Here is a 25,538-nt window from a genome sequence, read left to right as displayed (position 1 = left end):
GTTTAAAACAGTGCAATGAAAAAGATATTACCACGCATATTGAATTATATCCTGTATACCAGCGGCATCCTGATCGCGGGTTCTGGTTTTCTGATCAAGTGGAAAATCCCGCACGGACCGGAAGGTCGTACTACCAGCCTCTGGGGTCTGGACCGGCACGAATGGAGAGATGTTCACCTGTGGGGCGGCATCCTCATCGTTGTGCTTGTCGTCTGGCACCTATGGCTGCACAGAAGATGGATAATGAACGTCGCCTGTCAAAAACACTCCATCAGGCTGCTTGCCGGCCTACTCGCCCCCATCCTGCTAATCGGGGTGCTGGCCGTCACGCCACTGGCCAATCCACCCGACAGCCATGGCGACGGCGAGCGCTGCAGCGAATGCGGCGCTAACGGCCGGGGACATCGCGGCGATGACATGGAGAGAAAACACCGCGGCCGCGGGGACTCCGCAGGCCGGTTATCGGGTGGCAACAAAAAAGGCTGAATCCGGCGATGGGCAATCAGTGGAATCCGAGAAAGCCCACAAAAACCAGTCGACCGAAAAACACGGACCTTCACATGGCATCAGGCGGCGTTAATCTCGGGTTCATGTGGAATACCATTGCCGGGCGGTAATGGATTCTTACCATAGGTTTATGGTGTGGTTTATTTACCGCTACGCCAGCAGACCAGCCCAAGTGTCTTTGGGGACTGGGCTTCTGTGCAGAGTTCACTCGCAGCCATTGCATACACCGGCAGGGTGGCGGATCTTTACCTGTAGGAATCAAAAGCCTCGTTGGCAAAAAACGTGTGTAGGTAGTTCAGATATCCACGCTTGCTGTTGTCTTCGTGTAAGCCGATGGAGTCCTGGTCCGCCGACAGCAAAAAGCCACCCAGGCGGATGCGCTGGATGGCTTGGAAACGGAAAAAACCCGGGTGTCAGGCAGTGCGTTTGCGGCGCATGACGAGGAATGCGGAGCCGGCAAAGCCCATCAGGATCACCGAGGGTTCGGGGACGATGTTGACGTAGCCGATATCCTTGAGCATGCCGATTTCGATGGCGGTGAATTCACGGATATCGAGTTCGCCAGGGCCGAAGGAGGACGCATGGTTCATCATGTTTTCAATCCGTCCGCTGATGGCGGGGTCGTAGTAGTCGGTGTCCAGGTGTGAGCCGGAGCTTCCGCCGTCCCATGATATCGGGGAGTAGAGGTAGACGGGGTTGCCTCCGTTGGCCGCCATGGCATTGGGGCCGAGGAAGATAAGGCCTGAGGCACCGGTTCCTCCAACAGAGGCGGTTGTCCAGCGGCTGCTGTCTATCTCAAAGGATGCATTAATCAGCGGACCCGTGCTGTCGGCCACAAATTCATCGAAGGGGGCCCAGGTTGAAGGGTCGCCTAACGGGGAGCTCCAGCCATCGGTTCCATCGTCGTTGATGGCAGAAGCAAAGCCGAGGGCGTGGGTGAGTTCATGAATTGCGGTGGAGACAAGGTCAAACTTACCGGCTTCGGGGGTGTTGCCCGTAAACCATTCGTGGTCCTCAAAATTCCAATAGACCACCCCATCAGCGGCATTTGAATCCGGGTCGGCGGCATTGCCACCGAGGATCTTGAGCATGACATCACCCCGGTCACCGAAGCCTGTGCCGGGGTAGGATGCGTTCCAGTTGGTTCCGGCGGAAGCGAGCGTATTATCGTCGGTCTCGCTGCCGATGATGTCGAGCTCGATGTTGGCGTCGTAGGCACCGAACAGGGAGGAAATGTAGTTGCCGGCCTGCTCAAGGCTAGCTCTGCGGTCGATACCCGTCTGGCCGGCGAAATTGAAGCCGACACCGGGGTCATCGAGATAATTATAAGTGAAGGATACACCCGAAAACGCGATTCCGGATGCGGCAAGACCGAGGGACAATGAGAGCAAACTCACTGTGAGTTGGTTAGGTTTCATGTTGATTTTTGTTGGGACTGGTAATGGTTTGAGGTATTTGTTAGATCCTTGAGGCCTGTGTTTTTCAGGGGCTCATTTTCCAGCGTGGTTCAAGCATCCCGATTGGGAGGTTTTGTGGTGGAATGAATGACTTTATAGACTCGAAATTGCAAGTCTAATGTGGTCACCTGTCTACTATTTATAAAGCGCGTTTGCCGGTGTCAGGCAATCAGCATGCAGTCGCCGTACGAGAAGAATCTGTATTTTTCCTCTACCGCCTTGGCATACGCCTCAAGGATCAGCTCTCTGCCTGCCAGGGCGGACACGAGCATGATCAGAGTGCTTTGCGGTAGGTGGAAATTGGTCAGCAGACAGTCGACCACTTTGAAATCGTAGGGAGGGCTGATAAAGATATCCGTCTCGCCGGAGGCGGCGCTTAATTGGAGTTTGAACGTATCGTGTGCGAGGCTTTCGAGCACCCGGGTGCAGGTGGTGCCGGTCGCGATGACCCGACCCGATTGTTTGGCCGCGTTGATGCGGTCGGCTGTTTCCTGGCTCAGGTGGTAGCGCTCCGCGTGCATCTGGTGGTCCTTGATGTATTCGGCTTTGACCGGCCTGAAGGTGCCGACGCCGACGTGGAGGGTAAGGAAGGCGTGGTTGATTTTTGAAAGGATCTCAGGCGTGAAGTGCAGTCCGGCGGTGGGTGCGGCGATGGCGCCTTCCTCGCGGGCGAAGGTGGTCTGGTAGCGGTCGCGGTCGGCGACGTCGCTTTCGCGGTTCATGTAGTGGGGCAGGGCGAGTCGTCCGTGGGTTTCCTCATCGACGGCACGGTCCCAGCGGATGATGCGGTTACCGTTTTCCAGCACGGCTGCAACCGTGCCGGTGGATTCGCCTATTTCGACCGTGCGTCCAGGTTTCATTTTCTTACCGGGGCGAACGAGGCATTCCCACTCGAGCGCGGACAGTTTGTGGGTGCAGACGAGTTCGATGTTTCCATCGTTGGAGAAAAACCGTGCCGGGGTCACCTTGGTGTTGTTGAGGACGACGAGATCGTCAGGAAGCAGGAAGCCGGGGAAATCCGCAAACATCCGGTGTTCGATATTTCCAGTGCCGCGGTGAATCACCATCATGCGCGAGGCTGCGCGGTCGTCCAGCGGTCGGCTGGCGATGAGTTCCCCGGGCAGGTGGTAGTCGAAGTCGGTGGTTTTGAGCATACATGTATTCATAAGCTCTAAGCTTCAAAATCCAAACTCCAAAAACCAATTTAATCGGGCTTCGCCCCACGTTACTACGTCTGTGCTTTACTTGGTATTTGGAGTTTGGTTTTTGGAACTTAATCCATTTGGTATTTGGTATTTGAAAATTGGAGTTTAAAACCTCTGTCGTGCAGCGGAAACAAATGCATCAGCTCAAAGTGGACGGGAAATTTTTCCGTGCTGGTGGTGAGCGCGTGTTTTTGAAAATGGTGACCTATGGGCCGTTTCCAATCCCGCGCCCTGCTGCGGTGGCCGATGACCGGGAGCAGATGGCAGGCATTGCCAGGGCGGGATTCAATGCAGTCCGTATTTATGAAGAACCTGATGATGGCCTGCTGGATGCGGCGCAGGATGCCGGGTTGTGGGTATTTGTCGGGCTGAACTGGGAATACATGAGGGATTTTATCAGCAAGCCGTCGTTGTATGGCTCGGCCCAGGTGGCACTGGCTGACGGGTTGAAATCGTGGGGGCGGCATCCGGCGGTGGCGGGGGTGCTGGTGGCGAATGAAATTCCATCGGACATGGTGCGGTGGATGGGTGTGATGAAGGTGCGCCGGGCGCTGGAGGAGCTGATCGCGCTTGGTCGCTTGGAATGTCCCGGGCTGCTGTATGGCTACGCCAATTTCCCGACCACGGAATACCTTGAGCCGGCCAATGCCGACTTTACGGCGATGAATGTCTACCTGGAGAAAAAGGAGGACTTTGCCGGTTATCTCCCCCGCTTGCACAATGTGGCGGGTGACCGTCCGGTATTGCTCAGTGAGTTTGGCCTGGATACCCGGAGAAATGGTGAGGCGGCCCAGCGGGATGCGATGCTTTGGGGGGTGCGGGAGTCCCTGTCGGCTGGTATGGCCGGGCTGACGGTTTACGCTTGGAGTGACCATTGGCTCAACCGGGGAGTGGTGATGGACGACTGGTGTTTTGGCCTGACCGATCGCGAGGGGAGGGAGAAACCGGCACTGATGGCTTTGGCTGGACTGCTTCCCGGCGTGACCAATCCCGAACATGGAATTGAACTCACAGAATACCCGGTCATTTCGGTGGTGGTCTGCACCCACAATGGCGCGCACCGGATGGAAGCGTGTTTGTCCGCGCTGTTGGCTTTGGATTATCCGGACTATGAGGTGGTGGTGGTCGATGATGGCTCCACCGACCCTACGGCTGAGGTGGTCGGGAAATTTGATGGGGTTCGTTTGATTCAGCTTCGGCACGCGGGGCTGAGTGCTGCTAGAAACCGTGGGGCCGAGGTGGCCAGGGGGGAGATCATCGCCTTTACCGATGACGATTGCGAGCCGGATGCAGCATGGCTGAAGTGGCTTGCGTATGCCTTTGCCAAAGGTGGTTGGGACGCATGCGGTGGTCCTAATTTGCCCCCGAGGCCAATACCTGAAAACAATGGCCGCGCTGGAGTAAGCCCCATGGATGAAGCGGTCGTGGCCGCTGCACCGGGTGCGCCGTCCCATGTGTTGTTAGAAGATGGTGAGGCAGAGCACCTTCCGGGGTGTAATCTTGTTGTTAGGAAGGATGTCATGCTGTCGCTAGGTGGGTTTGGCGTTGCTTATCGTGTCGCAGGGGATGATGTGGATTTTTGTTGGCGACTGCGTGAGGCGGGATTCCGGCTGGGGTTCTGTGGTGCGGCTTTTGTCTGGCATCGCAGGCGTACCTCGTTATGGCGGTATATTAAACAGCAGTATGGTTACGGCAAGGCGGAGGCCCTGTTGATGCGGGATCATCCGGAGCGGTTCCGTCGTGGCAGTGGAGCCTTGTGGCAAGGGCAGGTGTATTGCGGCGGGGCGATGACGGTGGATGCAGGCAGTGTGATCTATCATGGCTCGATGGGGATGGCGCCCTACCAGCAACTAGCCCTGACAATGCAGCCGCAGCGACCGATGCCGGAGGAATTCGTGTGTATGGAGTCGAAGATCAAGCTGTTTCTCGCGATGGCGATCCAACCGCGTGTACGCGCCTGGTCGAGGTGGTGGCACAGCCTCCGCTGGCGGGGTGCTGTGGAGCGGGTGCCTAAAAAACGGGGCTATGTCCTTGTCGATTGCATGCGTGACTATGATGAGTACGAAGCCCGCTGGTGGGCGGAAGGAGGGATTGCCCGCGAGGAGGTGTTAGAGGCCATTCTGGAAGACGGCTGGCTGGCGCTGGAAAACGACAGCGACTGGGATTGTGACCGGTTCGGGTTGCGCCTGGTCATTGCGTGTGAACCCCACGAGTCGGGATCGTTGGTGCTGACGCGGATGGAGATGGATTCCAGGAACAAGGGGCGTTTGCCTGCCGACTTTGTGAGGAGGCTTGAGGGGCTCGGGCTGGTGAGGGTTTGAGGATTTTTACCGGAAAAAGTGATTTTCCATTGGCGTTATAATCAAGAGGGGCGATTGTAACGGTGGATTGGATCAATCTGTGGTCTAATCCAACGTAACGAACTGGGAATCTCCGGTTCCCACAACAACTAACAAGATTATGGAAACAGAAAACAATCATGAAGATATGTGTCAGGACTCATGCCGGTCAAAGGGTGGTTCTGAGGAAAAACGCCACTTTGAATCCTGCGCCGAGGCCTTTAAGGCGGGGGCGGACGATGCCAAGGCCAAGGCCCGCGAGGCGGCCCCCAAGCTCAAGGCCGCGATTGCTGACGCCATTTTTGACGTTGCCTATGGCGCCACCTATGGTGCGGTGTTTGCCGGTGCTTTTGCCAACGAGTTTGTCCCGCAATCGGTTAAGGAAGCGGTCGAAAAAGGAGTCGCCAAGGGTGCGGCCGCCGGGCGCAGTGCTGCCGACAAGGTCAGGTCGAAGGTGAACCCTGCCACAGCCGAACCGACCACGGACGATGGAGCAAGCCTCGATCTTCCGGCTCCGGCCTGATGCCCCGGCCAGGTGGCAACTTGTCCATAGTGTCCGTTTTACCAGTGTAGCTGGATTCCTCGGGGGGCGCGGAGTCTTTTGGAATCCGGCTGTCTGGGGTGTTAGGTGTCACGCTGGTGACATTACGGCGGTCGGGGTGATTTGATGGAGCGGGGCAGGTTGCATCCTGAAATTGGGATTGGCAAATTCTTGGGTTGTGAAAGAAAGTCGGTTTGTGTAGGGTAGAACCCACTACAATGAGTTCAAAAAATACCCAGTTTTCCCGGCGCAGCTTCATCAAGAAGTCTGCGATTTTCGGTGGCTTGACCATCCTTCCCTCCAATCTGGTCCTCGGTCAGAATTCCTCCAAGGGCAGGGCGCCGGGTGATAAAGTCAATCTCGCTGCCATTGGCATCGGTAACCAGGGGGGCAGCGACTTGCACATGCTGCACAAGTCGGGCCACTGCAACGTCGTTGCGCTCTGTGATATCGACCTCAAGGGCAAGCACACCCAGCGCTCACTCAAGCAGTTCGGCAAGGCAAAGACCTTTACCGATTTCCGTAAAATGTTTGATGCCATGGCGGATCAGATTGACGCCGTGCTGATTGCCACACCTGACCACGCCCACTTCGCGGCGACGATGCTGGCCATGTCGCTGGGTAAACACGTCTACGTCGAAAAACCGCTCACCCACACCTTCGGCCAGGCCGAGCGTCTGATTCGGATGGCGGCAAAAAATCCCAAGCTGGTCACGCAGATGGGGAACCAGGGGCACTCGGGGGCGAATTATTTCCAGTTCAAGGCCTGGTATGAAGCCGGTGTCATCAAGGACATCACCCGGATCACCGCCCACATGAACAACCCGCGCCGCTGGCACGGCTGGGGGGAAACCGTCTCGAAATACCCGCAGGACGCCATGCCGGACGGCATCAACTGGGACCAGTGGATCGACAGCGCCAACCACGTGCACCCGTTCAGCAAACGCCTCCACCCCCAGGAATGGAGGTCGTGGTATGACTACGGCAGCGGCTGTTTCGGCGACTGGGGTCCACACGTCTTCGATACCCCGCATCGCTTCCTCCAGCTCGGGCTGCCCGAAACCGTCGTGGCGGATATGCGTGATGGTGTCAACAAAAGCGACCTGGTCTACCCGGCGTCCACGAGCATCCGTTTTGAGTTTCCCGAGCGTGGACCGGGGCTTCCCGCCTGTACGGTCAACTGGTTCGACGGGGTGAACAACAAACCCAGGCTCGAGGGGAAATACACCAGCGACGGCAAGGACAAGGTGCTCGGCAATCCGGGCAAGGTGCTTTACGGTAAAGACATCGCCTTCCAGGGTGGTTCACACGGGTCCCCTCTGACCATTGTGCCGCGGGAAAAATACATCGAGATGCGCGACAAGTTGCCCAAGTTCCCACAGAGGAACTCGGATCACTACGCCAATTTCCTGCTCGCCGCCAAGGGTGAGGAGGAAGCGCGTTCCCCCTTTGCCGTCTCCGGCGTGCTGACCCAGGTGTTTAACATCGGTGTGCTCTGCCAGCGATTCGGCGGCGAAATCAAATTCGACCGCGAGAAAAAACAAATCACCAACAACGCCGCGGCCAATGCCCTGCTGGACCCCGCCCCACGCAAAGGCTGGGAGCAGTACTACAAGTTGTAGAACAGCGAGTAGGACAAGATGCAGGCCCGACAGTTCCAAACCAGCTGGCTCCGTCCAGCTGGTTTTTGGCTTTCCATCCAGTGTGCCACCTGTGCCGCCGCCTTCCGTGCCGCCTAGTCCTTGCGTGTCAGTTCGACAAAAACATCCTCCAGCGTCGCCTGGTGACGGTGCAGGGTGCGGATCGGCCAGCCGTATTGCGCGGCGAGGTTGGCGATGCGTTCGCGGGTATCGGTTCCGGAATCGACCAGGATCGAAAAGCGTGTCCAGTCGTCGCCGGATTCCTCTTCGATCACTTTTTTGACATGTTCGAGCCGGGCCAGTGCGCCTGCTGACGTTTCCGGATCGGCGTAAAGCTCGACGGTGATTTTTCCTGCCGCCCGCATCTGGCTGACCAGTTCCGTGGGCGAGCCGGTGGCCTTGATCTTTCCTTCATCGATGATGATGACATGGTCGCAGGTCATCTCCACCTCGCTGAGGATGTGGGTGGAAACCATGATGGTATGGGTTTCACCGAGCCGCCTGATCAGGTTACGGATCGACCGGATTTGGTTGGGGTCGAGACCATTGGTCGGCTCGTCGAGGATGAGGAGATCGGGTTTGTGCACCAGGGCATCGGCGAGGCCGACGCGTTGACGGTATCCCTTGGAGAGGGTTTTGATCATTTTCCGGCGCACATCGGACAGTCCGCAGAGGTCCATGGCCTCGCCGATGTGCTGTCGGGCCTCCTTGCCCCTGAGTCCCTTGAGCTGGGCGCGATAGCGGAGGTACTCGCGGACGCGCATTTCATCGTAGAGGGGCACATTCTCGGGCATGTAGCCGATTTTGCGTCTCGCCTTGAGTGACTGGCGGAAAATGTCATAGCCCGCCACCTCGGCGCTGCCTGAGCTGGGCGGCAGGTAGCCGGTCAGCATGCGCAGGGTGGTTGTCTTGCCGGCGCCATTGGGGCCGAGGAAGCCGACGATTTTGCCATGGCCCACTTGGAAGCTAATATCGCTGACAGCGGCGTGCCTGCCGTATCGCTTGGTGAGGTTTTTGACGTCGATCATGAAAGGATGTGCGTGGAAAGTAGGATTAAAAAGAAATAGCAAAAATGGTCAGCTTGTGCGTTGACTCCCGGGGGGCGTGCCAGTAATTACACCCAAGATTCAGCGCGCACCAAGCAATAAAAGCACCTGGCGTCTGTAAATTCACATTTTTCCCCTATGAAATCATCGGTATCAGCCCGCTTCAACGCGGATCTTCTGGAGCAGAAATACGACCAGTGGTGTAAGGATCCGCAATCGGTGGAATCCGATTGGTGTGCCTTTTTTGAAGGTTTTGAGCTGGGGGTTGCCCAGCTGAAGCAGCGTGACGGCGCGCAGCAGGTCGCGGCTCCGGCTGTTGCCCCCGCCGCCGCAACTTCCGTGCCTACTGAAAATGTGGAGATTCAATCGGATGACGAACATTACCTGAACTTCCGGGGCAAGGTGGTCAGCCTGCTCTATAACTACCGCACCCTGGGTCACACGCAGGCGCATCTCAACCCACTGGACGAGGGAGCGGTGCGTAACCCCCGGCTGGAGCTGGCCTCATTTGGTCTGGAGGAAAGTGATCTCGACCGCGTGGTCTCCACCCAGTATTTCCGTCACGGGCAGAAAATGAAGCTGCGCGAAATGATCGCCATGCTCGAAGATACCTACTGTGGGTATCTGGGTGTCGAGTTTATGCACATTTTCAACACGGAGATCCGGAATTGGATCCGCAGCCGTGTCGAGCATCGCGATGAGCAGCTCAACGCGCTCAAAGGCGAGGAAGGCAAGGTGCTCAAGTGGTTGCTTGAATCCCAGCTGTTCGAATCATTCCTGGCCAAGAAGTTTCTCGGCGAAAAACGCTTTTCCCTGGAAGGGGGTGAAGCGACGATGGTGCTGCTCAACACGATCCTTGAGCAATGCCCGGCGAATGACATCCGCGAAATCGAAATGGGGATGGCCCACCGCGGTCGACTCAATGTATTGCGCAATTTCCTGCAAAAGTCGCTGACCACACTGCTCTACGAGTTCACACCGAACTACGTGCCCGATCTGGTTGCCGGGGATGGTGATGTGAAATACCACCTCGGCTACGAGGGCACACGGACGCTTCCGGACGGCGAGGTGCGTGTTGCCCTGGCGGCCAACCCGAGTCACCTTGAAGCGGTGAATGCGGTGGTGGAAGGCAAGGCCCGTGCGCGCCAGCGCCTTATCGGGGGCGATGATATTCTGGAGTCCGAGCGGACGGTCACCGAAGAACACCGTCGGAAAGTCCTGCCGATCCTGATCCACGGTGATGCCGCCTTTGCCGGACAGGGCTCGGTTGCCGAGGTCTTGAACCTCTCCCAGCTCCCCGGGTACCGCACCGGAGGCACCATCCACATTATCATCAATAACCAGATTGGTTTCACCACCATGCCCGAAGACGCACGCTCGTCCCACTACGCGACGGACGTGGCGAAAATGATCGAGGCACCCGTCATTCACGTCAACGGCGAGCAGCCTGACGATCTGGTGTGGGCCGCCATGCTCGCTCTCGAGTTCCGCCAGACCTTTGGCAGGGACATCGTTCTCGACATGTATTGCTACCGGCGTCACGGCCACAACGAAGCTGACCAGGCCGCCTTCACACAGCCGCATATCTACAAAAAAGTCGATGCCCGCAAACCGATTGGTCATCTCTACAAAGAGCGCATCGTCGCCGAGGGTTTACTGACGCAAGCGGAGGCCGACGGGATTGAAAATGCTGTGATGCAGAGTCTCGACGAGGGCTATGAGCGCATGGTGGAGGCCATGGAGGCCGGCGACCGCACCGTCTACAGCGGTTCTACGGCCGAAGCCCAGCCGGCCTACTCGCACGCGCCAGTTCCCACCGGCATATCACGGGATACCCTGCAACACATCGGCAAGGTGCTCACCACGGTGCCCGAGGGTTTCAATCTTCACAAAACACTGGCCCAGCGCTTTATTCCGCGCAGGCTGGAGGCCCTTCAGAACAAGGGGCCATTCGACTGGGCTTTTGCCGAGTCCCTGGCATGGGGTTCGCTGCTGATGGAGGGGCATCCGGTCAGACTGTCCGGCCAGGATGTGCGTCGCGGCACCTTCAGCCAGCGTCACGCGGTTTTCACGGATACGGAAACAGAGGACCAGTTCATTCCTCTGAAAGTGCTCTCGGATGACCAGGCGAAGTTCTGTGTTTACAACTCCCTGCTCTCCGAGGCTGCGGTGTTAGGTTTTGATTACGGGTATTCACTCGGCAGCCCTAACATGCTGATCATGTGGGAAGCCCAGTTTGGCGACTTTGCCAATGGCGCGCAGGTGATCATTGACCAGTTTATCTCATCGGCCGAGTCGAAGTGGCAGACGCCCAGCAGCCTGGTGATGCTTCTTCCCCACGGATATTCCGGGATGGGGCCGGAGCACTCCAGTGCCCGACTCGAAAGGTTCCTCCAGCTCTGCGCTGAGAAAAACATCCAGGTCGGAAACCTCACCACGCCGGCGCAGTATTTCCATGCCTTGCGCCGACAGAAGAAGCGCGGTTTCCGCAAGCCCCTGGTCCTGATGACGCCGAAGAGCCTGCTGTCCCATCCGGAAGCCGTTTCCTCGGAGGAGGACTTCCTCGAGGGCGCCTGCTTCCAGGAGATTCTTCCTGATACCAAGGATTTTGAAAAGCCGGGTGATGTCGAACGGGTCGTTTTCTGCAGCGGTCAGGTGTTCTACGATCTTGTCGAATACCGTGCTAAACAAGGAATCGGCAATACCGCGATCATCCGTATCGAGCAGCTCTATCCCTTTAATTCCGAGATGCTGGAATTGATTATCAGCCAGTATCCGCAGGCGCGTAAATGGGTCTGGGCCCAGGAGGAGCCACGGAATATGGGTGCCCGTTCCTACATCACACCGCGTCTTGAGGCTATTCTCCGTGCCCGGATCCGGTACGCAGGTCGCAAGTCATCCTCCAGCCCCGCCGCTGGCTCCAAAGCGCAACACCTTCGCGAGCAGAAAATGCTCGTGGAGCAGGCATTCGAAGTCTAATTTCCCCAATCCAACCTAACATCCACTATTTCCATGGCTACTGAAGTCAAAATCCCCAATGTCGGAGAGTCGATCACCTCCGCGAATGTCGCACGCTGGCACAAACACGACGGTGATGCCGTTGCCAAAGGTGAAACGGTTCTTACGATCGAGACCGACAAGGTTTCCAATGATCTGGAGGCCCTTTCCGCGGGTGTCCTGAAGATCCTCGTCCAAGAGGGCGAGGAGGTTGCCATTGGAACCGTGGTGGGAACCATCGAGGATGGCGCAGTGGACAAGATGCCGGAGGCAGGGAGCGAGAAACCGTCGGTTGCTGCTCCGGCGCCTACCCTGGCAGTGCTGCCTACCGGGAATGGCAAGGTGATTGATATCAAGGTGCCCGCCGCCGGGGAGTCGATTACCTCCGCGAGTGTGGGTCGCTGGCTTGTTTCTAACGGAAGCACAGTGGCCAAAGATGATGCGCTGGTTACTTTGGACACCGACAAGGTTTCAACCGAACTTGAGGCCGAGGAAGGCGGCGTGATCACCATCCTGGTTCCCGAAGGTGAGGAAGTGCCTATCGGGACAGTGATCGCCACGCTTGCTGTTGGAGCGGTATCGCCGCAGACCCAGGAGCAAAGTCCCAAGGTGGAGCCAGCAACTCCAATATCGACACCGGTATCAACACCAGTATTGAAAGAAGCCGGAAGCCAGAAACCGGCAACCGGAAAGCCAGCTCCTGTGGATCTTGTCAAGCCGGACCTATCCGTGCAGCCCGGCAAGCCGGAGCAGGCTGGCGCGGCGGAAAGCAATGATAACGGTCGGACCACCCGCCGCAAGATGAGTATGCTGCGCCGTAAGATCGCCAGCCACCTTGTCAATGCCCAGCAGACCGCCGCCATCCTCACCACCTTTAACGAGGTGGATATGAGTGCGATCATGAAGCTGCGCAAGGAGGTGCAGGAGGACTTCATTAAAAAACACGGCTGTAAGCTCGGCTTTATGTCGTTTTTTGTCAAAGCGACGGTGCAGGCACTCAAGGACGTGCCCGGCATCAACGCCCGCATCGATGGAACCGATATCGTCCAAAACAATTTCTACGATGTCGGCGTTGCCATCGGCACCGACAAAGGTCTCGTGGTTCCCGTGCTGCGCGACTGTGATCAAAAAGGCTTCGCGGAAATCGAACAGGATATCCTCGATTACGCCACCAAGGCGAAGGAGGGAAGGATGGAGCTCGCCGATCTTCAGGGCGGGGTCTTCACCATCTCTAACGGTGGTGTCTACGGCTCGCTGCTCAGCACGCCAATCCTGAACCCGCCACAGAGCGGCATCCTCGGTATGCACACCATCCAGCAGCGCCCGATGGCGGTCGATGGGGAAGTGGTCATCCTGCCGATGATGTATCTCGCCCTGAGCTACGACCACCGTCTCGTCGACGGCAAGGAGGCGGTTACTTTTCTGATCCGGATCAAGGACTGCCTGGAGAATCCTGGTCGGTTGATGTTAGAGATGTAGGTCGCATTATCAACCGTCATGATGGAGTCTTTAATAGAAATGTGGTTTCACTGGGTGCACCAGTGGGGGTATGGAGGTGTGATTGTCCTGATGGCGATGGAGAGTTCCATTTTCCCCGTTCCCAGTGAGCTGGTGGTGCCCCCGGCTGCCATTCTCGCAGCCCACGGTGGCGCCATGACGGTGACGGGTGTGGTTGTCGCGGGAACCGTCGGCTCATGGCTCGGCTCCGCGATTACTTATTGGATCTCGCGCTGGGTGGGTCGCCCCGTGGTGATGAAGTTTGGAAAATACTTTTTTATGCCGCCGGAAAAAGTCCTGCGCGCGGAACGCTTCATGCGCCGCTACGAAGGCGGGGGAATCTTTTTTGCCCGTTTGCTGCCCGTGATCCGTCACCTGATCTCGATCCCGGCTGGTATCGTGGAAATGAACTTCGCCAAGTTCAGTGCCCTGACCGTCATCGGCTCCGCCCTCTGGTGCTGGGTGCTGGCCGTGCTTGGCATGCGCGTTGGCGAAAAACTCGAGCCTGGGCAAATGGCCGCTCTCCAACGTGGTGAGGGGGTGGATCTCCACCACCTCATTCATGCCGTCAAGGCCGAGGCACTCTGGATCATTATCGCCATCCTGGCCGTGTGTATCCTCTATTTCGTTGCCATGCGTCTGACCGATACCAAAACCGAGTCAGGACCAGAGCGGGAAGCGTAAACGGTGTTGCTCCCTTTCTCTGCCCTGGCGACCGATGAGGATTGGAGGGCAGGCTAAACGGTTCACGGGTGCCATGACGGCACAGACCCCTTGTCTTTTCTCCGTAGCCCATTGACAACGGGGTGAAAATGGACAGGTTGGATCATGTAATGTGTATTCAATTGCCCCAGCCTAAGGATGTGCGGTCCGGTGTATGTTTCGTCTCCCGCAGCTCCTGGTGTGCGGCACTGGCTGTCTCCGTCACGGTTCTAACAACATTTATCGAGGCGGCACCTGCTGCCAAGCCCGCTGCCCCGACACCGGCGGCCATAGAGGCGATGGACGAGGGGCGGACTGTGTTGGAGCTTTTGAAAAAGGAAAACCACCATTTCACGGATCAAGTTAAACGCGCTTATCTAACATTTGCCAAAGCCAAGGCGATGAAGGTTCTTCAGGAACGGCAACAGCATATCCCCGACGAGTTTCTGGATTGGGTTGATTCCGACCCTGTGGTGGCGTCCACCGTTTACGGCTCCAGGCAGCCGGCGGCCGACATCTTGTGTAACCTGCGGTCGCTCGACCTCGATCTCGGCCCGGAGACAGTGCGTAAAAAATACACCCAGTTGGCACTGAGTATGTCGGTCGCGGAATCGCATTTAGGGAAGACCGCCAATCTCGAAGCCCGTCCGCCCCTGAAGCTCGTCATTCCCCCCAACCCCCTGAAGGGGGTCGATACCCGGGACCCTAACAGGGAACTCGATCTGAACGACCACATCATCAACTTCATGATCGAGAACGGCAGCGAGTATGAGGTGAAAATCCAGCCAACCAAGATGGTGAAGGTGGACAATGCCAGCGACCCTGGCAAACCGCTGATGAAGGAGGTGCCCGATCCGGATGCCCCGGTGAAAATCGAAAAACGCAAGCGTCCGCTGGTGGCGTGGCAGGTGATGGCAAGCAAGGAGCTGCAAGAGAAGTTCAACCAATACATGGAGTCGAAGGGGGAGGAATACAGGATCAACGACTGTGTCTCGCCGCGCCGCAACAGCCTGATCCGGGACGCCAAAGCGCGTAACTACCTGATGGGGGTTTTTAATGTCTTCAAAAAAGCCTACATCGAAAAAGGCCTGCTGCCTGCCCGGCGTGACCCGAGGCCATCGCTTGCGGAGTGTTGCGCCTACCTGATCCGCAACGATCAGTTCAGATTCCCCGCCGGTGTCAAACGCGCCTGGCCGCTCTTTCCGCTGAACGCCCCGTGGCCTGTCACCACCTTCCTCGCACTGGAGCGCACACCACTCCGTGAGGCGGAGCAAATGTGGCAGACCTATGTCAGCCGGGGCAAGATTTACACCTATGGAAACTACGTCGGCAGTGTCGCCCAGGACGGATATTTACTTCAGACGAGGTCCCTTGCGCCCTTTGACTATGGCTACGGCTCGGTGCAGATGGCCCTGAAGGATGGCGGTGTCTGCGGCACCATGGCGGGTATTTCCAAAGGCAACAAACTGGCACTTGGCATCCCCTCCAGCACCGCAAGCCAGCCCGGCCACTGCGCGCTGGTTCGTTTCCGGTACAACGGGGGAAACAAGACCTACGGACTCTCCGGCGAGCAGTTTGTCACCGGTACGGCCAGGGTGACGCGTCCCCATGCCAAGTGGATTTTCAACGGCGGGGGCGGCACCCGCTTTATGGGCGACCACGAGACTCTGGCCTTTGCCGTGAACCACGGTTTGCAATCGTATGTCGATGCCATGCTCATCCACAACCTGCTTATCGAGCTGCCCAGGGAAACGCCCTCCGCGGCGGTGATGACGTTGACGGCGGACGCCATCGCCACCAATCCCTACGCGCTGCCGCTCCTTGAAACGGCACAGGCGCGGGCGAAAACCGCGGTGGAACATTTCCGTGTCTGGACGGCTCTCGAAACCGCCCTGGAAAAAGCGGCGGCAAAACCAGGCTGCCCCCGCACCGGCTACAGTATCAACCGACTGCACGGCAACTTCATCAACGCCATGGCGAGGCTGCCACTTCCGGAAAGCAGCGGGGAACTCAAGGAGATTTACGACTACATCAGGAAACAAAAAGGTTTTCATCTCACCGCCACTACCCGCTACCGCGTCGCCGTCGAGGGTTTGGCGGTCATCCTGAAGGAAACCGAGGCCGCGCTCGATGCGTATCTGGAATCCCAAAGGAATCACGCCACCATGTCCGCGATGCTGGGGCAATTCAGAGCCAGCGCCGCGCAGATCACCGATGCCAAAAAGAAGCAGTGGTGGGCGGAGAAGTGTTTGAAGAAATTCAGGGGCAGGGAGATGCTCATCGGTAATAAAAACATCCTGACAACGGATGCCACGGCCACCGAGGCGGCTCAATTGTCCGGCGTCAAACTCCCTCCCGTTGAGGACCAGGTCATCTCACTCTGTAAAACACTGCTGTCTAACACAAGAGCCCGACTGAAGGCTGACCTCGCGATGAATGAGAAGGTTGCCGAGGCTAACAAACAAGCGCCGAAGGCGGGTAAGGAGTTGCTCGCCGAGCAGAAGGAGGTGATGTATCAGACCCGGCTGGCACTCAACGAGGTAAGGGTCGTGGCACCCCAGATCAAGGATATCTCAGTGCGGAGTCATTTTCTCAACAGGGCGATTGGTGCCATCGGTGACAACGCAGCCTATCAGGGGTATCAACTGGTATTTAGAAAACTCAGCTGGAAGGTGGTGGCGATGTCCTATCAGTCGGGCGCTGGGAAAAAGCACCATCAACGCGGCTACGGGAATTTTATCATCGATGCCAACCCCGGCACCAGCTGGCACACCGTGGGAAAAACCGGGACGCCCCAGGATATCAGCATTGACCTGGCCGAGGTGAAATTACTCAAGGGGTTCAAATACACCCCACGGAAACACCTCCACGGCATGGTCGATGCGTTCGCCTTCTACACCTCCCTGGACGGCAAGGAATGGACCCTGGCCATCGACCAAAAAATCGAAGGCATGACGGCGCAATCAGAAGAGCAGAGCGTTTACTTCAAACCCGTCAAAGCCCGCTACATTAAATTTGTCGCCAAACACGTCATCGAAAGCACTTACGTCGCCGTCGCCGAAATCGACATCATCGAAGCCTCGGAATAACCCCTGACAAGGCACTTGCCCACGTCTCACTATCCTACGCATCTCCCGCACCCGCCGGTGCCTGCATTTCCTGGCTCGACGGGTTCTCCCTGACGAGCATGGCGATACGCTTGGCGACGTAATACATCCTCTTGAGGTGCTCGATGAGTTCGGACTCGAGGTGGAAGGCGATCATGCGGTGTGGTTCATTGGCGACCAGTCGGTGCGACAGGTGTTCCTCGGCCTTGCTGGCCAGCTCGTTGATGCGGGGCATGGCACCGATCACGTCTGCGGCCGCGACATGATCGTTGGTAACGATGGCGTTCATGGCTCTGGTCATTTGCAGCCGGACCTCCTCATGAAAATGAGTAAGCACCTCGCGCGTGGACTGACTGATGACGAGGTTGGCCTCCAGCCGGTCATGCCCTGCCTCGACCAGATTGGTTTCCACCATGTCGGCGACGTTTTCCAAGTAGTTGGCCACCGACAGGTAGCGGCGCATGACGCCCGATTGCGCTTCTGTCAGTTTGTGCCTGGTGAGTTCGCCAAGGTAGTCGAGGATGGAGGCGTGTAGCTCGTCGATGTCGTTGTCCATTTTCCAAAGCTCCCTGATGGCCTGGGCATCACCGCTGATCACCGTTTCGAGCGCCCCTCCGGTGATATCGATCACCGATTCACCCATCCGGCTGAGTTCGAGCCTGACCGCGTCCAGCGCGATGACCGGGGTTTCTAACAATAATGGGTTGAGATACCTCGCTTTGGCTTTGTCGTCACTGGGCGAGGGGTGGTCGGGCAGCAGTCGGACCACGAGTTTGCCGATGGGTCCGACGAACCAGATGAATATCAGGGTGTTGGTGACATTGAAAACGGTGTGGGCATTGGCGATCTGGCGCGGTGTTTCCGAGGCCAGCCTCTGGGTGCCTTCGAGATCGGCGGCCTGTGGGGATAGGATCCTCACCCATTCTGCAAGCTGCGGGATGAAAAAGAACCACAGCAGCACGCCCGCGACGTTGAATAACACATGTACGGTGACAGCGCGTTTGGCTTCCAACGATTTTCCCAACGAGGCAAGCCAGGCGGTAAAACAGGTTCCGATGTTGGCGCCAAAGATAAGCGCAATACCAGCGGGGAGGGGGAGGAAACCCTGGCTGGCGAGCACGATGACAATACCGGTGGTGGCGGATGAACTCTGCACCAGCGCGGTGAACAGCGCGCCAAAGGCAATGCCTAACAGCGGCGAGTGCATGTTTTTCATGAACTCGATAAACGGCTCATACGATTGCAGTGGCGCAGTGCCGTCGCTCATCAGCTGCATACCGAAAAATACAAGCCCGAGCCCCATGATCATTTTCCCGTAGTGTTGGATGCGTTGGTTCTTGAGGAAAAACGAAAGCGAGAACCCGGCGCCGATGAGCAACAGGGCGTAATGGGTGACCTTGAAGGCGATGATCTGCGCGGTCATGGTGGTGCCGATGTTGGCTCCCATGATGATGCCGATCGACTGCGAAAGGTTCATCAGTCCGGCGGAGATGAAGCCAACCACCAGGACGGTGGTCACCGAGGACGACTGGATGATGGACGTGACCACCGCGCCGGCGGCGGCACCCGTAAAACGATTGGTGGTGAGCCTGGAAAGGATCTTGCGCAGTCCGTCACCCGCGATCAGCTTGAGCGCGGAGGCCATCTGGTCCATACCAAAAAGAAACAACGCCAATCCTCCGATCAGCCCCATGATGATAGGGCCGAAATCCAGGTGGGTGGTCGAGGTGATATTTGTAACTGTTGCAAACACGCTGCCAGTTTACAGAAAACCACCTGCTGGGCAATGTCGCTGTGTGATTGGAGCCGGCGTTTTTTTCGACAGGATTTGGAGTGCTGAGGCTCGCCTCCGCTTTGTGGGTTGGGAAGCTTGCTTCCTGTGGCGGGGTTTCATCGTGCTGGGAATACGTCGTGCTGGGAATGAAGATGAAGTGCGGCTATCACCGGGGTAAAGTCGGCAAGCCGACTCAGGAGAAAGCGGAGGCAAGCCTCAGCACTCCAGATTTCTGCTTGAGGGAAATGAAATAGATTGGCATTGTGCAACTGTGAGTGATTTTTCTGATTGGCCCCATGCGCCTGAGCATCGGCTGGGTGGGCATGGCGCGTTTATGGTAACAGCGGGGACTTATCAGAAAGCTCATTGGTTTGATACTGATGACAAAATTGATTCTTTGTGTGGAGGTCTACACAAGTATGCTCAAAAGCACCAATGGCGATTACAAGCCTGGGCGGTGTTTTCTAACCATTACCACTTCGTAGCAACCTCTCCGGATGCAGGAGCAGAAAATTTAAAGGGTTTTATCCGCGAGTTACATAGTCGGTCCGCCCGCTGGCTTAACAAGCAGGATGGCGTGACGGGACGTAAAGTCTGGCATAATTATTGGGAGAGTCAGATCACGTTTGAAGCCAGCTACTATGCACGTTTAAATTACGTGCATCAGAATGCGGTGAAACATGGGCTGGTCCCCGTAGCCAATCTCTACCCATGGTGCAGCGCACATTGGTTCGAACAGAATGCCGACCCGGCAACCGTAAAAACAATCTACAATTTTAAAACCGACCGTATTAACGTCAAAGACGAATTTTAGTTCTATGGAGTGCGGACGGCTTGCCTCCGCTTTGCGGCTGGGAAGCTTGCTTCCTGTGGCGGGGTTTCATTGTGCTGGCAATACGTCGTGCTGGCAATGAAGATGAAGTGCAGCTAGCGCTGAAAGGAAAGTCGGCAAGCCGACTCAGGAGAAAGCGGAGGCAAGCCTCAGCACTCCAGATACGCGCTACAGATGGCCGAGGGTTTGGAGGATGTTGAGGATGTCCTGGATCTCCTTTTCGCGTTTGGGGGACTTGCGGCCGAAGAGTTGGGAAAGGGCGGCGGCGTCCGGGAGGGCGGTTGTTAGGAGGGGGCGGAGCACGGTGACGCGATCGCTGAGCTCCTTCGGCCACTTGAGCTTGCCGGCTTTTCCTGATGTGGCGACCGTCTGAATGACGGCGGGGGCGGCGATGAGTTCCGGCGACCGCTCCGGGGCGGTTCCATCCGGATTCTGGAAATCGGGACGGAGGTATCGGATTCTCCCCTGCGCTTCCTCGGCGGCGCGCTGGTGGTTGAGATCGACAAGGCGCTGCAGTAGCACTTGCTGGTATTTCTCAAGGAAGGGGGCGATGGCTTCGGTTAGGCTGGCGGATTCGATTTCCAACCGGCTGACGAGATCGGTCTCCGGGTCATAACAGGAACCTCTCATGGCATCTTGCTGCCACTGCCAGATGTCTTGCCAGCCGTAGGCCTCGAACACGGTGCGGTCAATATCATCGTGGATCTGCTTGAGCAGGGTGACCAGGCCGTCGTCGTGAATGGTTTTTTCCTTGGCTGTCAGGGGCTCGCCGCTGCGGAGTTTTTCCAGGACGTTATACATGCCGGTGAGCGTGAGATCCGGTTACTCGGCCTGGTAATATCATTGTTATACCGCGTGTTGGGCACCGCGTGTTGGGCAAAAAATTCGGCAATAGACATTTAGACATAATGCGGCAAGATACTGTGACCAGAGGCATCAAAAAACAAAAATGGCTAAATTTAATAGGCAAGAACATGTATACACTAGTCCAGATTTTGAAGAAATCGTCAAAGATACGATACGGTTCTTCAATGGTACACCTGTATACGCGGTACCTGCTCCCGAACGATTCTATGGCACAGGCGTTTATGCCATCTATTGTGTAGCAAAATCAGGAGTTTACAAAGATTTTCATGAAATCAACCGAACATCTTTTGATGTTCCCATTTATGTTGGGAAAGCTGTGCCCACAGGGTGGAGGCAAGGCCGAATCGGCAATAGTGATTCGATGTGTTATGAATTGTACAATAGAATAAGAGAGCATGGTCGCTCGATCGAGTCTGGGGATGCTCTACAAATTTCTGATTTTCATTGTCGTTTCATGATTTTAGAAAGTAAAGAAACCGATTTAATTGGTACGGTGGAGGCTGCCCTTATTCGCAAGTATCAGCCGATCTGGAATACGCTTTTGGATGGATTTGGAAATCATGATCCAGGGAGCGGGCGCTATCAACAGGCCAAATCAGACTGGGATGTGTGTCATCCCGGACGGGCGTGGGCTGAAAAATGCCAAGGGAAACCAACCCCGAAAAATTCGTTGCTTGCTTCAATCAGGCAGTTCATGGAGAATGCTAGGAAATCATGAAAGCAATAAAAAGCTTGGAATTATTCTCCGGTGCGGGCGGTTTGGCAACTGGCTTGGGAGAATGTGGTGTTGAGCATGCCGGCTTTGTCGAGTGGAATAGTGACGCCTGCGCAACATTGCGGCATAATCATGATAGGGATCGGGTCTGGAATGAGGATGTTAGTGAAATGGATTTCAAACAATTTGGAGTTATAGACCTCGTTGCAGGCGGCCCACCTTGCCAACCCTTCTCACTCGCAGGTAAACACAAGGGGTCGATGGATTCCAGAGACATGTTTCCTCATGCGGCTCGCGCAATTTCAGAATGCCGTCCCAAGGCATTTATTTTTGAGAACGTCAAGGGGCTGTTAAGAAAGTCTTTTTCTTCATATTTTGAGTATATTCTACTCAGGCTTTCCTATCCTGAGGTCATCATCCGAAGTGGTGAAGAGTGGGAGGGGCATTTGTCTCGATTGGAGCGTCATCACACATCGGGAAGTAAATCAGGGTTGTGTTACAAAGTTCTCTTTAGGCTCGTTGATGCAGCTGACTATGGCGTTCCTCAGAGGAGAGAGCGTGTAATCATCGTAGGGATACGCGAAGATTTGAATGCTGAATGGTCGTTTCCAAATCCTACACATTCTTTGGAATCTCTACTTTGGGATCAATATGTGAGTGGGGATTATTGGGAACGTCATGGTGTGAAACGCCCCGCAAGGCATTGCTACGATAAAAGAATCTTGGACTCGATCCATCGCACTGAAAAAGAGGCAGGGTTTTTCTCCCCCGAACTTAAGGCGTGGCGGACTATTCGTGATCAGTTGGCCGAACTTCCAGAACCTGACGATCAAGGTTCTTTCCATCCTGAACATCAAATTAGATATGGAGCCAAGAGTTATCCCGGCCATACTGGGAGCTTTATAGATCTCCCAAGTAAAACTCTTAAAGCAGGGGACCATGGAGTCCCCGGCGGAGAAAACATGATAAAATTTCACGATGGTTCACTCCGCTATTTGACCACCTACGAAGCTAAAAGAATACAGACTTTCCCGCGTGACTATCGTATTTTGGGTTCATGGACGGAAAGCATGCGACAGATTGGTAACGCTGTTCCAGTGCGCCTTGGTAGAGTTGTTTCAAAATCCGTGATTGAGTCTGTATGGTCAAAGCATAAATGCCCAACCAAGCGTTGGACTCAACGTGCTACCACATGTGAGTCAACTTGAATGTTGCCTTTTCGAGCGCCTTGTCCCAGGTTTTGCTGCCGCGTTTGCCGTGGCCTGACTTGTCGCCGTCGCCGGACGAGCCTTGTTTGGTTTCCAAGACGAAGTGGCCGCGTTTGTAGAGATCGAGATAGACGGTGGTGCTGTGGCCGTCCTTGTCGAGCTTGGGGAAGGCGCGGTCGATGACGTAGTCGTTGAGCTCGTTTTTCTCCTGTGCGGGGTCGGGCGGATCAACGCCAAGCAGCGCGCAAAGCTCGGAGAGAAAAAGAGCGTAGTTCGACCGCTCGGCGGCGCCTGACGCGGACCAGCGGCTGATATACGCATCGAGAGCATCAGCTGACGGGGCAGGCGCGGCTGGGTGATCGGTCGGCATGCTGGGATACAAGCGGAAATGCGGTTAGAGGGGAAGGTTTTTTGCCATGAATGACTGGGGGGGACGTTGCCGTCCACCCGATCATCCACCCGCTGACATATTCAGCTACAAACTAGACATCCAGCGGCACGCGGCCTAGTGTCGGGCCGTGCGGAAGATCATCGTCGTCATTTTACTCACCCTGGTTTCGGTTGTCGGACTCGTGCGTCTCGGTTTTGATACGGATATACTGGTGATGCTGCCCGAGGAGGTTCCGGAGGTCCACGGACTCAAAGCCCACCGGGACATACTGGAGCGGGGAGGGGCGCTGATCATCACCCTTGAATGTGGTGAGGAGGATGCCGGGCTGCTGGAGGATGAAGCGATGTCGCTTGCCGGCTACCTCAAGGAAAAGGGGATCGTCAGTGAGGCGCGCTGGCGTCCGGTGTTTGAAGAGGACCCTGACGGCCTGGGGGAGTTGATCGCCTACCTCTGGCTCAATGGGGACCAGCGGCAATGGGATGACTTGATCCGGGGGCTCGGTGAGGGGGAATCCAAACCCCGGCTCGAGCAGGCGTTAAAGCGGCTTGGCACGGTGATGGACATGTCGGCGATGCAGCTCTCGGCGCGCGACCCGTTTGACTTTTTCAGCCACGACTCCGCGAGGGTGTTCGAGGACAGTGAGTCCGAAGACGGCGGCTACGCGAGTAACGATGGACGGATGCATCTGGTATTTGCGCGACCCGCCGAGCCGATTACCGGATATAAGGTGACCAAGGACTGGATCGGCTTGGTCCAGTCGACGGCCGACGACTGGAAGCAAAGCGGCGACCATGCCTGGGTGGAGATCGCCTACACCGGGGGGCCGGTCTTCACCTCGGAAGTGGGGGATGGCATGGAGAAGGATGTCCGTGGGACGGTGGGGCTGACCTTGCTGTTAGTGGGGCTGTTGTTCTGGTGGATGCAGAAAAACCTGAAACTGCTCGCGGCGCTCACCGGGATGCTGGTACTGATCTTTATGGTGACACTCGGGACAGCCAGCCTGGTTTACGGAAAGCTGAGCATGCTGAGCGTTGGATTTGCCTCGATCCTGATCGGGTTGGCGGTCGACTACGGTATGGTGATTTGCCAGGAAGCCCGGGTGTCGGGCCAGGACGTTGCCGGGTTGCGCCGGGCGGTCACCAAGGGCATTGTGTGGGCGGCGATCACCACCTCGGCGGTGTTTGCCGCACTGTGCTTCAGTAGTTTGCCAGGGGTCAGGCAGCTTGGTGTGTTGGTGGCGATCGGCATCCTGGCGGGTGCGGTGGTGATGCTGGTGCTTTATGTGCCGATGGTCAGTCGCATGAAGATCAATCCTATTGCCTTGGATGAAGAAACAGGCTCTGTTAGTGGCGCCCATCCCAGGGTTGGGTTTCTTTCGCCGAAGCTATCCACCGTGATACTGTTGTCGGCCATGCTTCTGTCGGTGCTCCTGATCGGTGTGCGGGGACTGCCCAAAATAACCTTCGATTTTTCCGTCATGCAGCCGAGCTATTCCCCGGGTATGGAGGCGATGGGCAAGATCAAAGACCGTATGCCGACGTGGAACTCGCTGGGGATCCAAGTGGTGGTCGAGGCAGACAATGACCAGGACATGCTGCGGCGCCTCCGCGACGCCCAGGGCCGGGTTGATGCCTCGGTTCGGCGGAACGCGATCACCAGTGGCGCCATGCCCGTTGGGTTGTGGCCGGATTTCGAGCGGCAGCAGGGAAACCGCACCAAGCTGGGTCAGTTGCTCGCTTCCCGTAAACGACTGGAGAGAGAAGCCCACGACGCTGGATTTTCCGACGACGGAATGTCGCTGTCGCTTTCGGTATTGGACGCGTTGGAAAAATTTAGTCGGCAAGATGGAATCATCTACCCCCGGAGTGAGGCGGCGCTGGAGATCCTGCAAGGCTATCTGTGGCGTAGTCCGGAGGGTGGGGGGCTGGCCAAAGGGCGGATTGTTACCGATGTGGCTGAGAAGCCCGGTAAAGAGGACCTTGAGGTGCTGCGGGAATTAAATGGAGAAGGTTCCTACACGTCCGGATGGGCGCTGTTGAGTCCAGCCGTATTACCGATGATCCACCGGGATGTGACCCATATTTTTGTGCCGATGGGGGCGATCCTTCTGCTGATGCTGATAATCGTTTTCCGCGACGCCCGTGATGTGGTGCTTGTTTCCTGCTGTTTGGCGACTCCCATGCTGCTGGTGATCGCCTGCATGAGAATGCTGGAGGTCGATTGGGATATGCTCAACATCGTGGCTATTCCTCTGCTGCTCGGTATGGGAATGGATTACGGCATCCATATGGTGATGGCGCTCCGGCGCCACGCCGATCAACCGGACAAGGTTTGGCATGGAATAGGAAAGGCGCTGATGTTTTGCGGCGCATCCACCGCGATTGGTTTTGGCTCGCTCGCAACGGCATCAAATGAAGCCCTGGCCGGGATGGGCACGCTCTGTGCCGCCGGTATTCTACTCACCATGGTTTGCTCCGTCTTTATCATGCCCGGTGCCTGGCGTGTTATCCATCGCGCCTAGTCGGAGCCATACCGTAATGGCTGCGCGATTCACGGCATGTGGGCGCGAAACCGCGATCCTTTCGTTTGATGAAAAACAAGGCTTGGTGGATTATCAGATTTTCTTAAAGAAACCGACGAAAGTCGCCGAAAACACGCCCTATATCAAAAAAGATGGAAATAGGAGAGATTTTTTTTGACAGTCGTCTACTCT

The 25,538-nt window shown here is 56.6% G+C and carries 19 protein-coding genes; 13 read left to right on the top strand and 6 right to left on the bottom strand.

Features of this window, described 5'->3' with window-relative positions; translation table 11 throughout:
- Positions 1-15: 15 nt before the first annotated feature.
- Positions 16-486, top strand: coding sequence for a DUF4405 domain-containing protein (locus tag H7A51_16555; GenBank protein ID MCP5537831.1), 471 nt, complete (start codon positions 16-18; stop codon positions 484-486).
- Positions 487-920: 434 nt separating this feature from the next.
- On the opposite strand, the gene H7A51_16550 is transcribed toward H7A51_16555, so the two are convergent.
- Both H7A51_16550 and queA read right to left on the bottom strand, forming a co-directional pair.
- A complete protein-coding gene (locus tag H7A51_16550; GenBank protein ID MCP5537830.1) occupies positions 921-1,925 on the bottom strand; it encodes a PEP-CTERM sorting domain-containing protein in 1,005 nt (334 codons plus the stop codon).
- 200 nt (positions 1,926-2,125) lie between these two features.
- Positions 2,126-3,118 carry a tRNA preQ1(34) S-adenosylmethionine ribosyltransferase-isomerase QueA gene (queA, locus tag H7A51_16545; GenBank protein MCP5537829.1) on the bottom strand — a complete coding sequence of 331 codons (993 nt, stop codon included), beginning with the start codon at positions 3,116-3,118 and terminating at the stop codon, positions 2,126-2,128.
- A gap of 170 nt (positions 3,119-3,288) precedes the next feature.
- Between queA and H7A51_16540 the strand changes: the two genes are divergently transcribed.
- The 3 genes from H7A51_16540 (at position 3,289) to H7A51_16530 (ending at position 7,671) form a co-directional block, all read left to right on the top strand.
- Complete coding sequence (locus tag H7A51_16540) at positions 3,289-5,490, top strand: glycosyltransferase (protein ID MCP5537828.1); 2,202 nt, start codon at positions 3,289-3,291, stop codon at positions 5,488-5,490.
- A 139-nt stretch (positions 5,491-5,629) separates the two neighbouring features.
- Complete coding sequence (locus H7A51_16535) at positions 5,630-6,031, top strand: hypothetical protein (protein ID MCP5537827.1); 402 nt, start codon at positions 5,630-5,632, stop codon at positions 6,029-6,031.
- A gap of 236 nt (positions 6,032-6,267) precedes the next feature.
- Positions 6,268-7,671: a Gfo/Idh/MocA family oxidoreductase gene (locus tag H7A51_16530; GenBank protein ID MCP5537826.1), complete on the top strand. Its 1,404-nt coding sequence runs from the start codon at positions 6,268-6,270 to the stop codon at positions 7,669-7,671.
- A gap of 113 nt (positions 7,672-7,784) precedes the next feature.
- Here the strand turns inward: H7A51_16530 and H7A51_16525 are convergent, their stop codons facing one another.
- Positions 7,785-8,717: an ATP-binding cassette domain-containing protein gene (locus tag H7A51_16525; GenBank protein MCP5537825.1), complete on the bottom strand. Its 933-nt coding sequence runs from the start codon at positions 8,715-8,717 to the stop codon at positions 7,785-7,787.
- A gap of 156 nt (positions 8,718-8,873) precedes the next feature.
- Here H7A51_16525 and H7A51_16520 point away from each other — a divergent pair, with 156 nt between their 5' ends.
- The 4 genes from H7A51_16520 to H7A51_16505 all read left to right on the top strand — a co-directional run bounded on the left by H7A51_16520 (position 8,874) and on the right by H7A51_16505 (position 17,020).
- Entirely contained in the window at positions 8,874-11,714 is a 2,841-nt protein-coding gene (locus H7A51_16520; protein ID MCP5537824.1) for a 2-oxoglutarate dehydrogenase E1 component, read from the top strand.
- A gap of 33 nt (positions 11,715-11,747) precedes the next feature.
- Complete coding sequence (gene sucB / locus H7A51_16515; GenBank protein MCP5537823.1) at positions 11,748-13,211, top strand: dihydrolipoyllysine-residue succinyltransferase; 1,464 nt, start codon at positions 11,748-11,750, stop codon at positions 13,209-13,211.
- 18 nt (positions 13,212-13,229) lie between these two features.
- Positions 13,230-13,913 carry a DedA family protein gene (locus H7A51_16510; GenBank protein ID MCP5537822.1) on the top strand — a complete coding sequence of 228 codons (684 nt, stop codon included), beginning with the start codon at positions 13,230-13,232 and terminating at the stop codon, positions 13,911-13,913.
- A gap of 149 nt (positions 13,914-14,062) precedes the next feature.
- Complete coding sequence (locus tag H7A51_16505) at positions 14,063-17,020, top strand: discoidin domain-containing protein (protein MCP5537821.1); 2,958 nt, start codon at positions 14,063-14,065, stop codon at positions 17,018-17,020.
- Between the two features lie 34 nt (positions 17,021-17,054).
- Here H7A51_16505 and H7A51_16500 read toward each other — a convergent pair whose 3' ends face one another.
- Complete coding sequence (locus tag H7A51_16500) at positions 17,055-18,731, bottom strand: Na/Pi cotransporter family protein (protein ID MCP5537820.1); 1,677 nt, start codon at positions 18,729-18,731, stop codon at positions 17,055-17,057.
- A 415-nt stretch (positions 18,732-19,146) separates the two neighbouring features.
- Here H7A51_16500 and H7A51_16495 point away from each other — a divergent pair, with 415 nt between their 5' ends.
- Positions 19,147-19,626, top strand: coding sequence for a transposase (locus H7A51_16495; GenBank protein MCP5537819.1), 480 nt, complete (start codon positions 19,147-19,149; stop codon positions 19,624-19,626).
- A gap of 186 nt (positions 19,627-19,812) precedes the next feature.
- Here the strand turns inward: H7A51_16495 and H7A51_16490 are convergent, their stop codons facing one another.
- Complete coding sequence (locus H7A51_16490) at positions 19,813-20,445, bottom strand: hypothetical protein (protein ID MCP5537818.1); 633 nt, start codon at positions 20,443-20,445, stop codon at positions 19,813-19,815.
- Positions 20,446-20,593: 148 nt separating this feature from the next.
- Here H7A51_16490 and H7A51_16485 point away from each other — a divergent pair, with 148 nt between their 5' ends.
- Together H7A51_16485 and H7A51_16480 are read left to right on the top strand one after the other, a co-directional pair.
- Positions 20,594-21,229 (top strand): Eco29kI family restriction endonuclease, encoded by a 636-nt coding sequence (locus H7A51_16485; protein MCP5537817.1) that lies wholly within the window; start codon positions 20,594-20,596, stop codon positions 21,227-21,229.
- On the top strand, positions 21,226-22,434 hold the full coding sequence (locus H7A51_16480) for a DNA cytosine methyltransferase (GenBank protein ID MCP5537816.1): 1,209 nt from the start codon (positions 21,226-21,228) through the stop codon (positions 22,432-22,434). The genes H7A51_16485 and H7A51_16480 overlap by 4 nt, the downstream gene beginning before the upstream one ends.
- Here H7A51_16480 and H7A51_16475 read toward each other — a convergent pair.
- Positions 22,412-22,804 carry a hypothetical protein gene (locus tag H7A51_16475; GenBank protein MCP5537815.1) on the bottom strand — a complete coding sequence of 131 codons (393 nt, stop codon included), beginning with the start codon at positions 22,802-22,804 and terminating at the stop codon, positions 22,412-22,414. The genes H7A51_16480 and H7A51_16475 overlap by 23 nt on opposite strands.
- Before the next feature lie 148 nt (positions 22,805-22,952).
- On the opposite strand from H7A51_16475, the gene H7A51_16470 reads away from it, so the two are divergent.
- Both H7A51_16470 and H7A51_16465 read left to right on the top strand, forming a co-directional pair.
- On the top strand, positions 22,953-25,346 hold the full coding sequence (locus tag H7A51_16470) for an MMPL family transporter (protein MCP5537814.1): 2,394 nt from the start codon (positions 22,953-22,955) through the stop codon (positions 25,344-25,346).
- Between the two features lie 16 nt (positions 25,347-25,362).
- Complete coding sequence (locus tag H7A51_16465; GenBank protein ID MCP5537813.1) at positions 25,363-25,524, top strand: hypothetical protein; 162 nt, start codon at positions 25,363-25,365, stop codon at positions 25,522-25,524.
- The last annotated feature ends 14 nt before the right edge of the window (positions 25,525-25,538 follow it).

The sequence above is a fragment of the Akkermansiaceae bacterium genome (assembly GCA_024233115.1).
In the GTDB taxonomy this organism is placed as follows: Bacteria; Verrucomicrobiota; Verrucomicrobiia; order Verrucomicrobiales; family Akkermansiaceae; genus Oceaniferula.
Note: the sequence above shows the minus strand (reverse complement) of the source record. Positions and strands in the feature narration are given on the sequence as shown.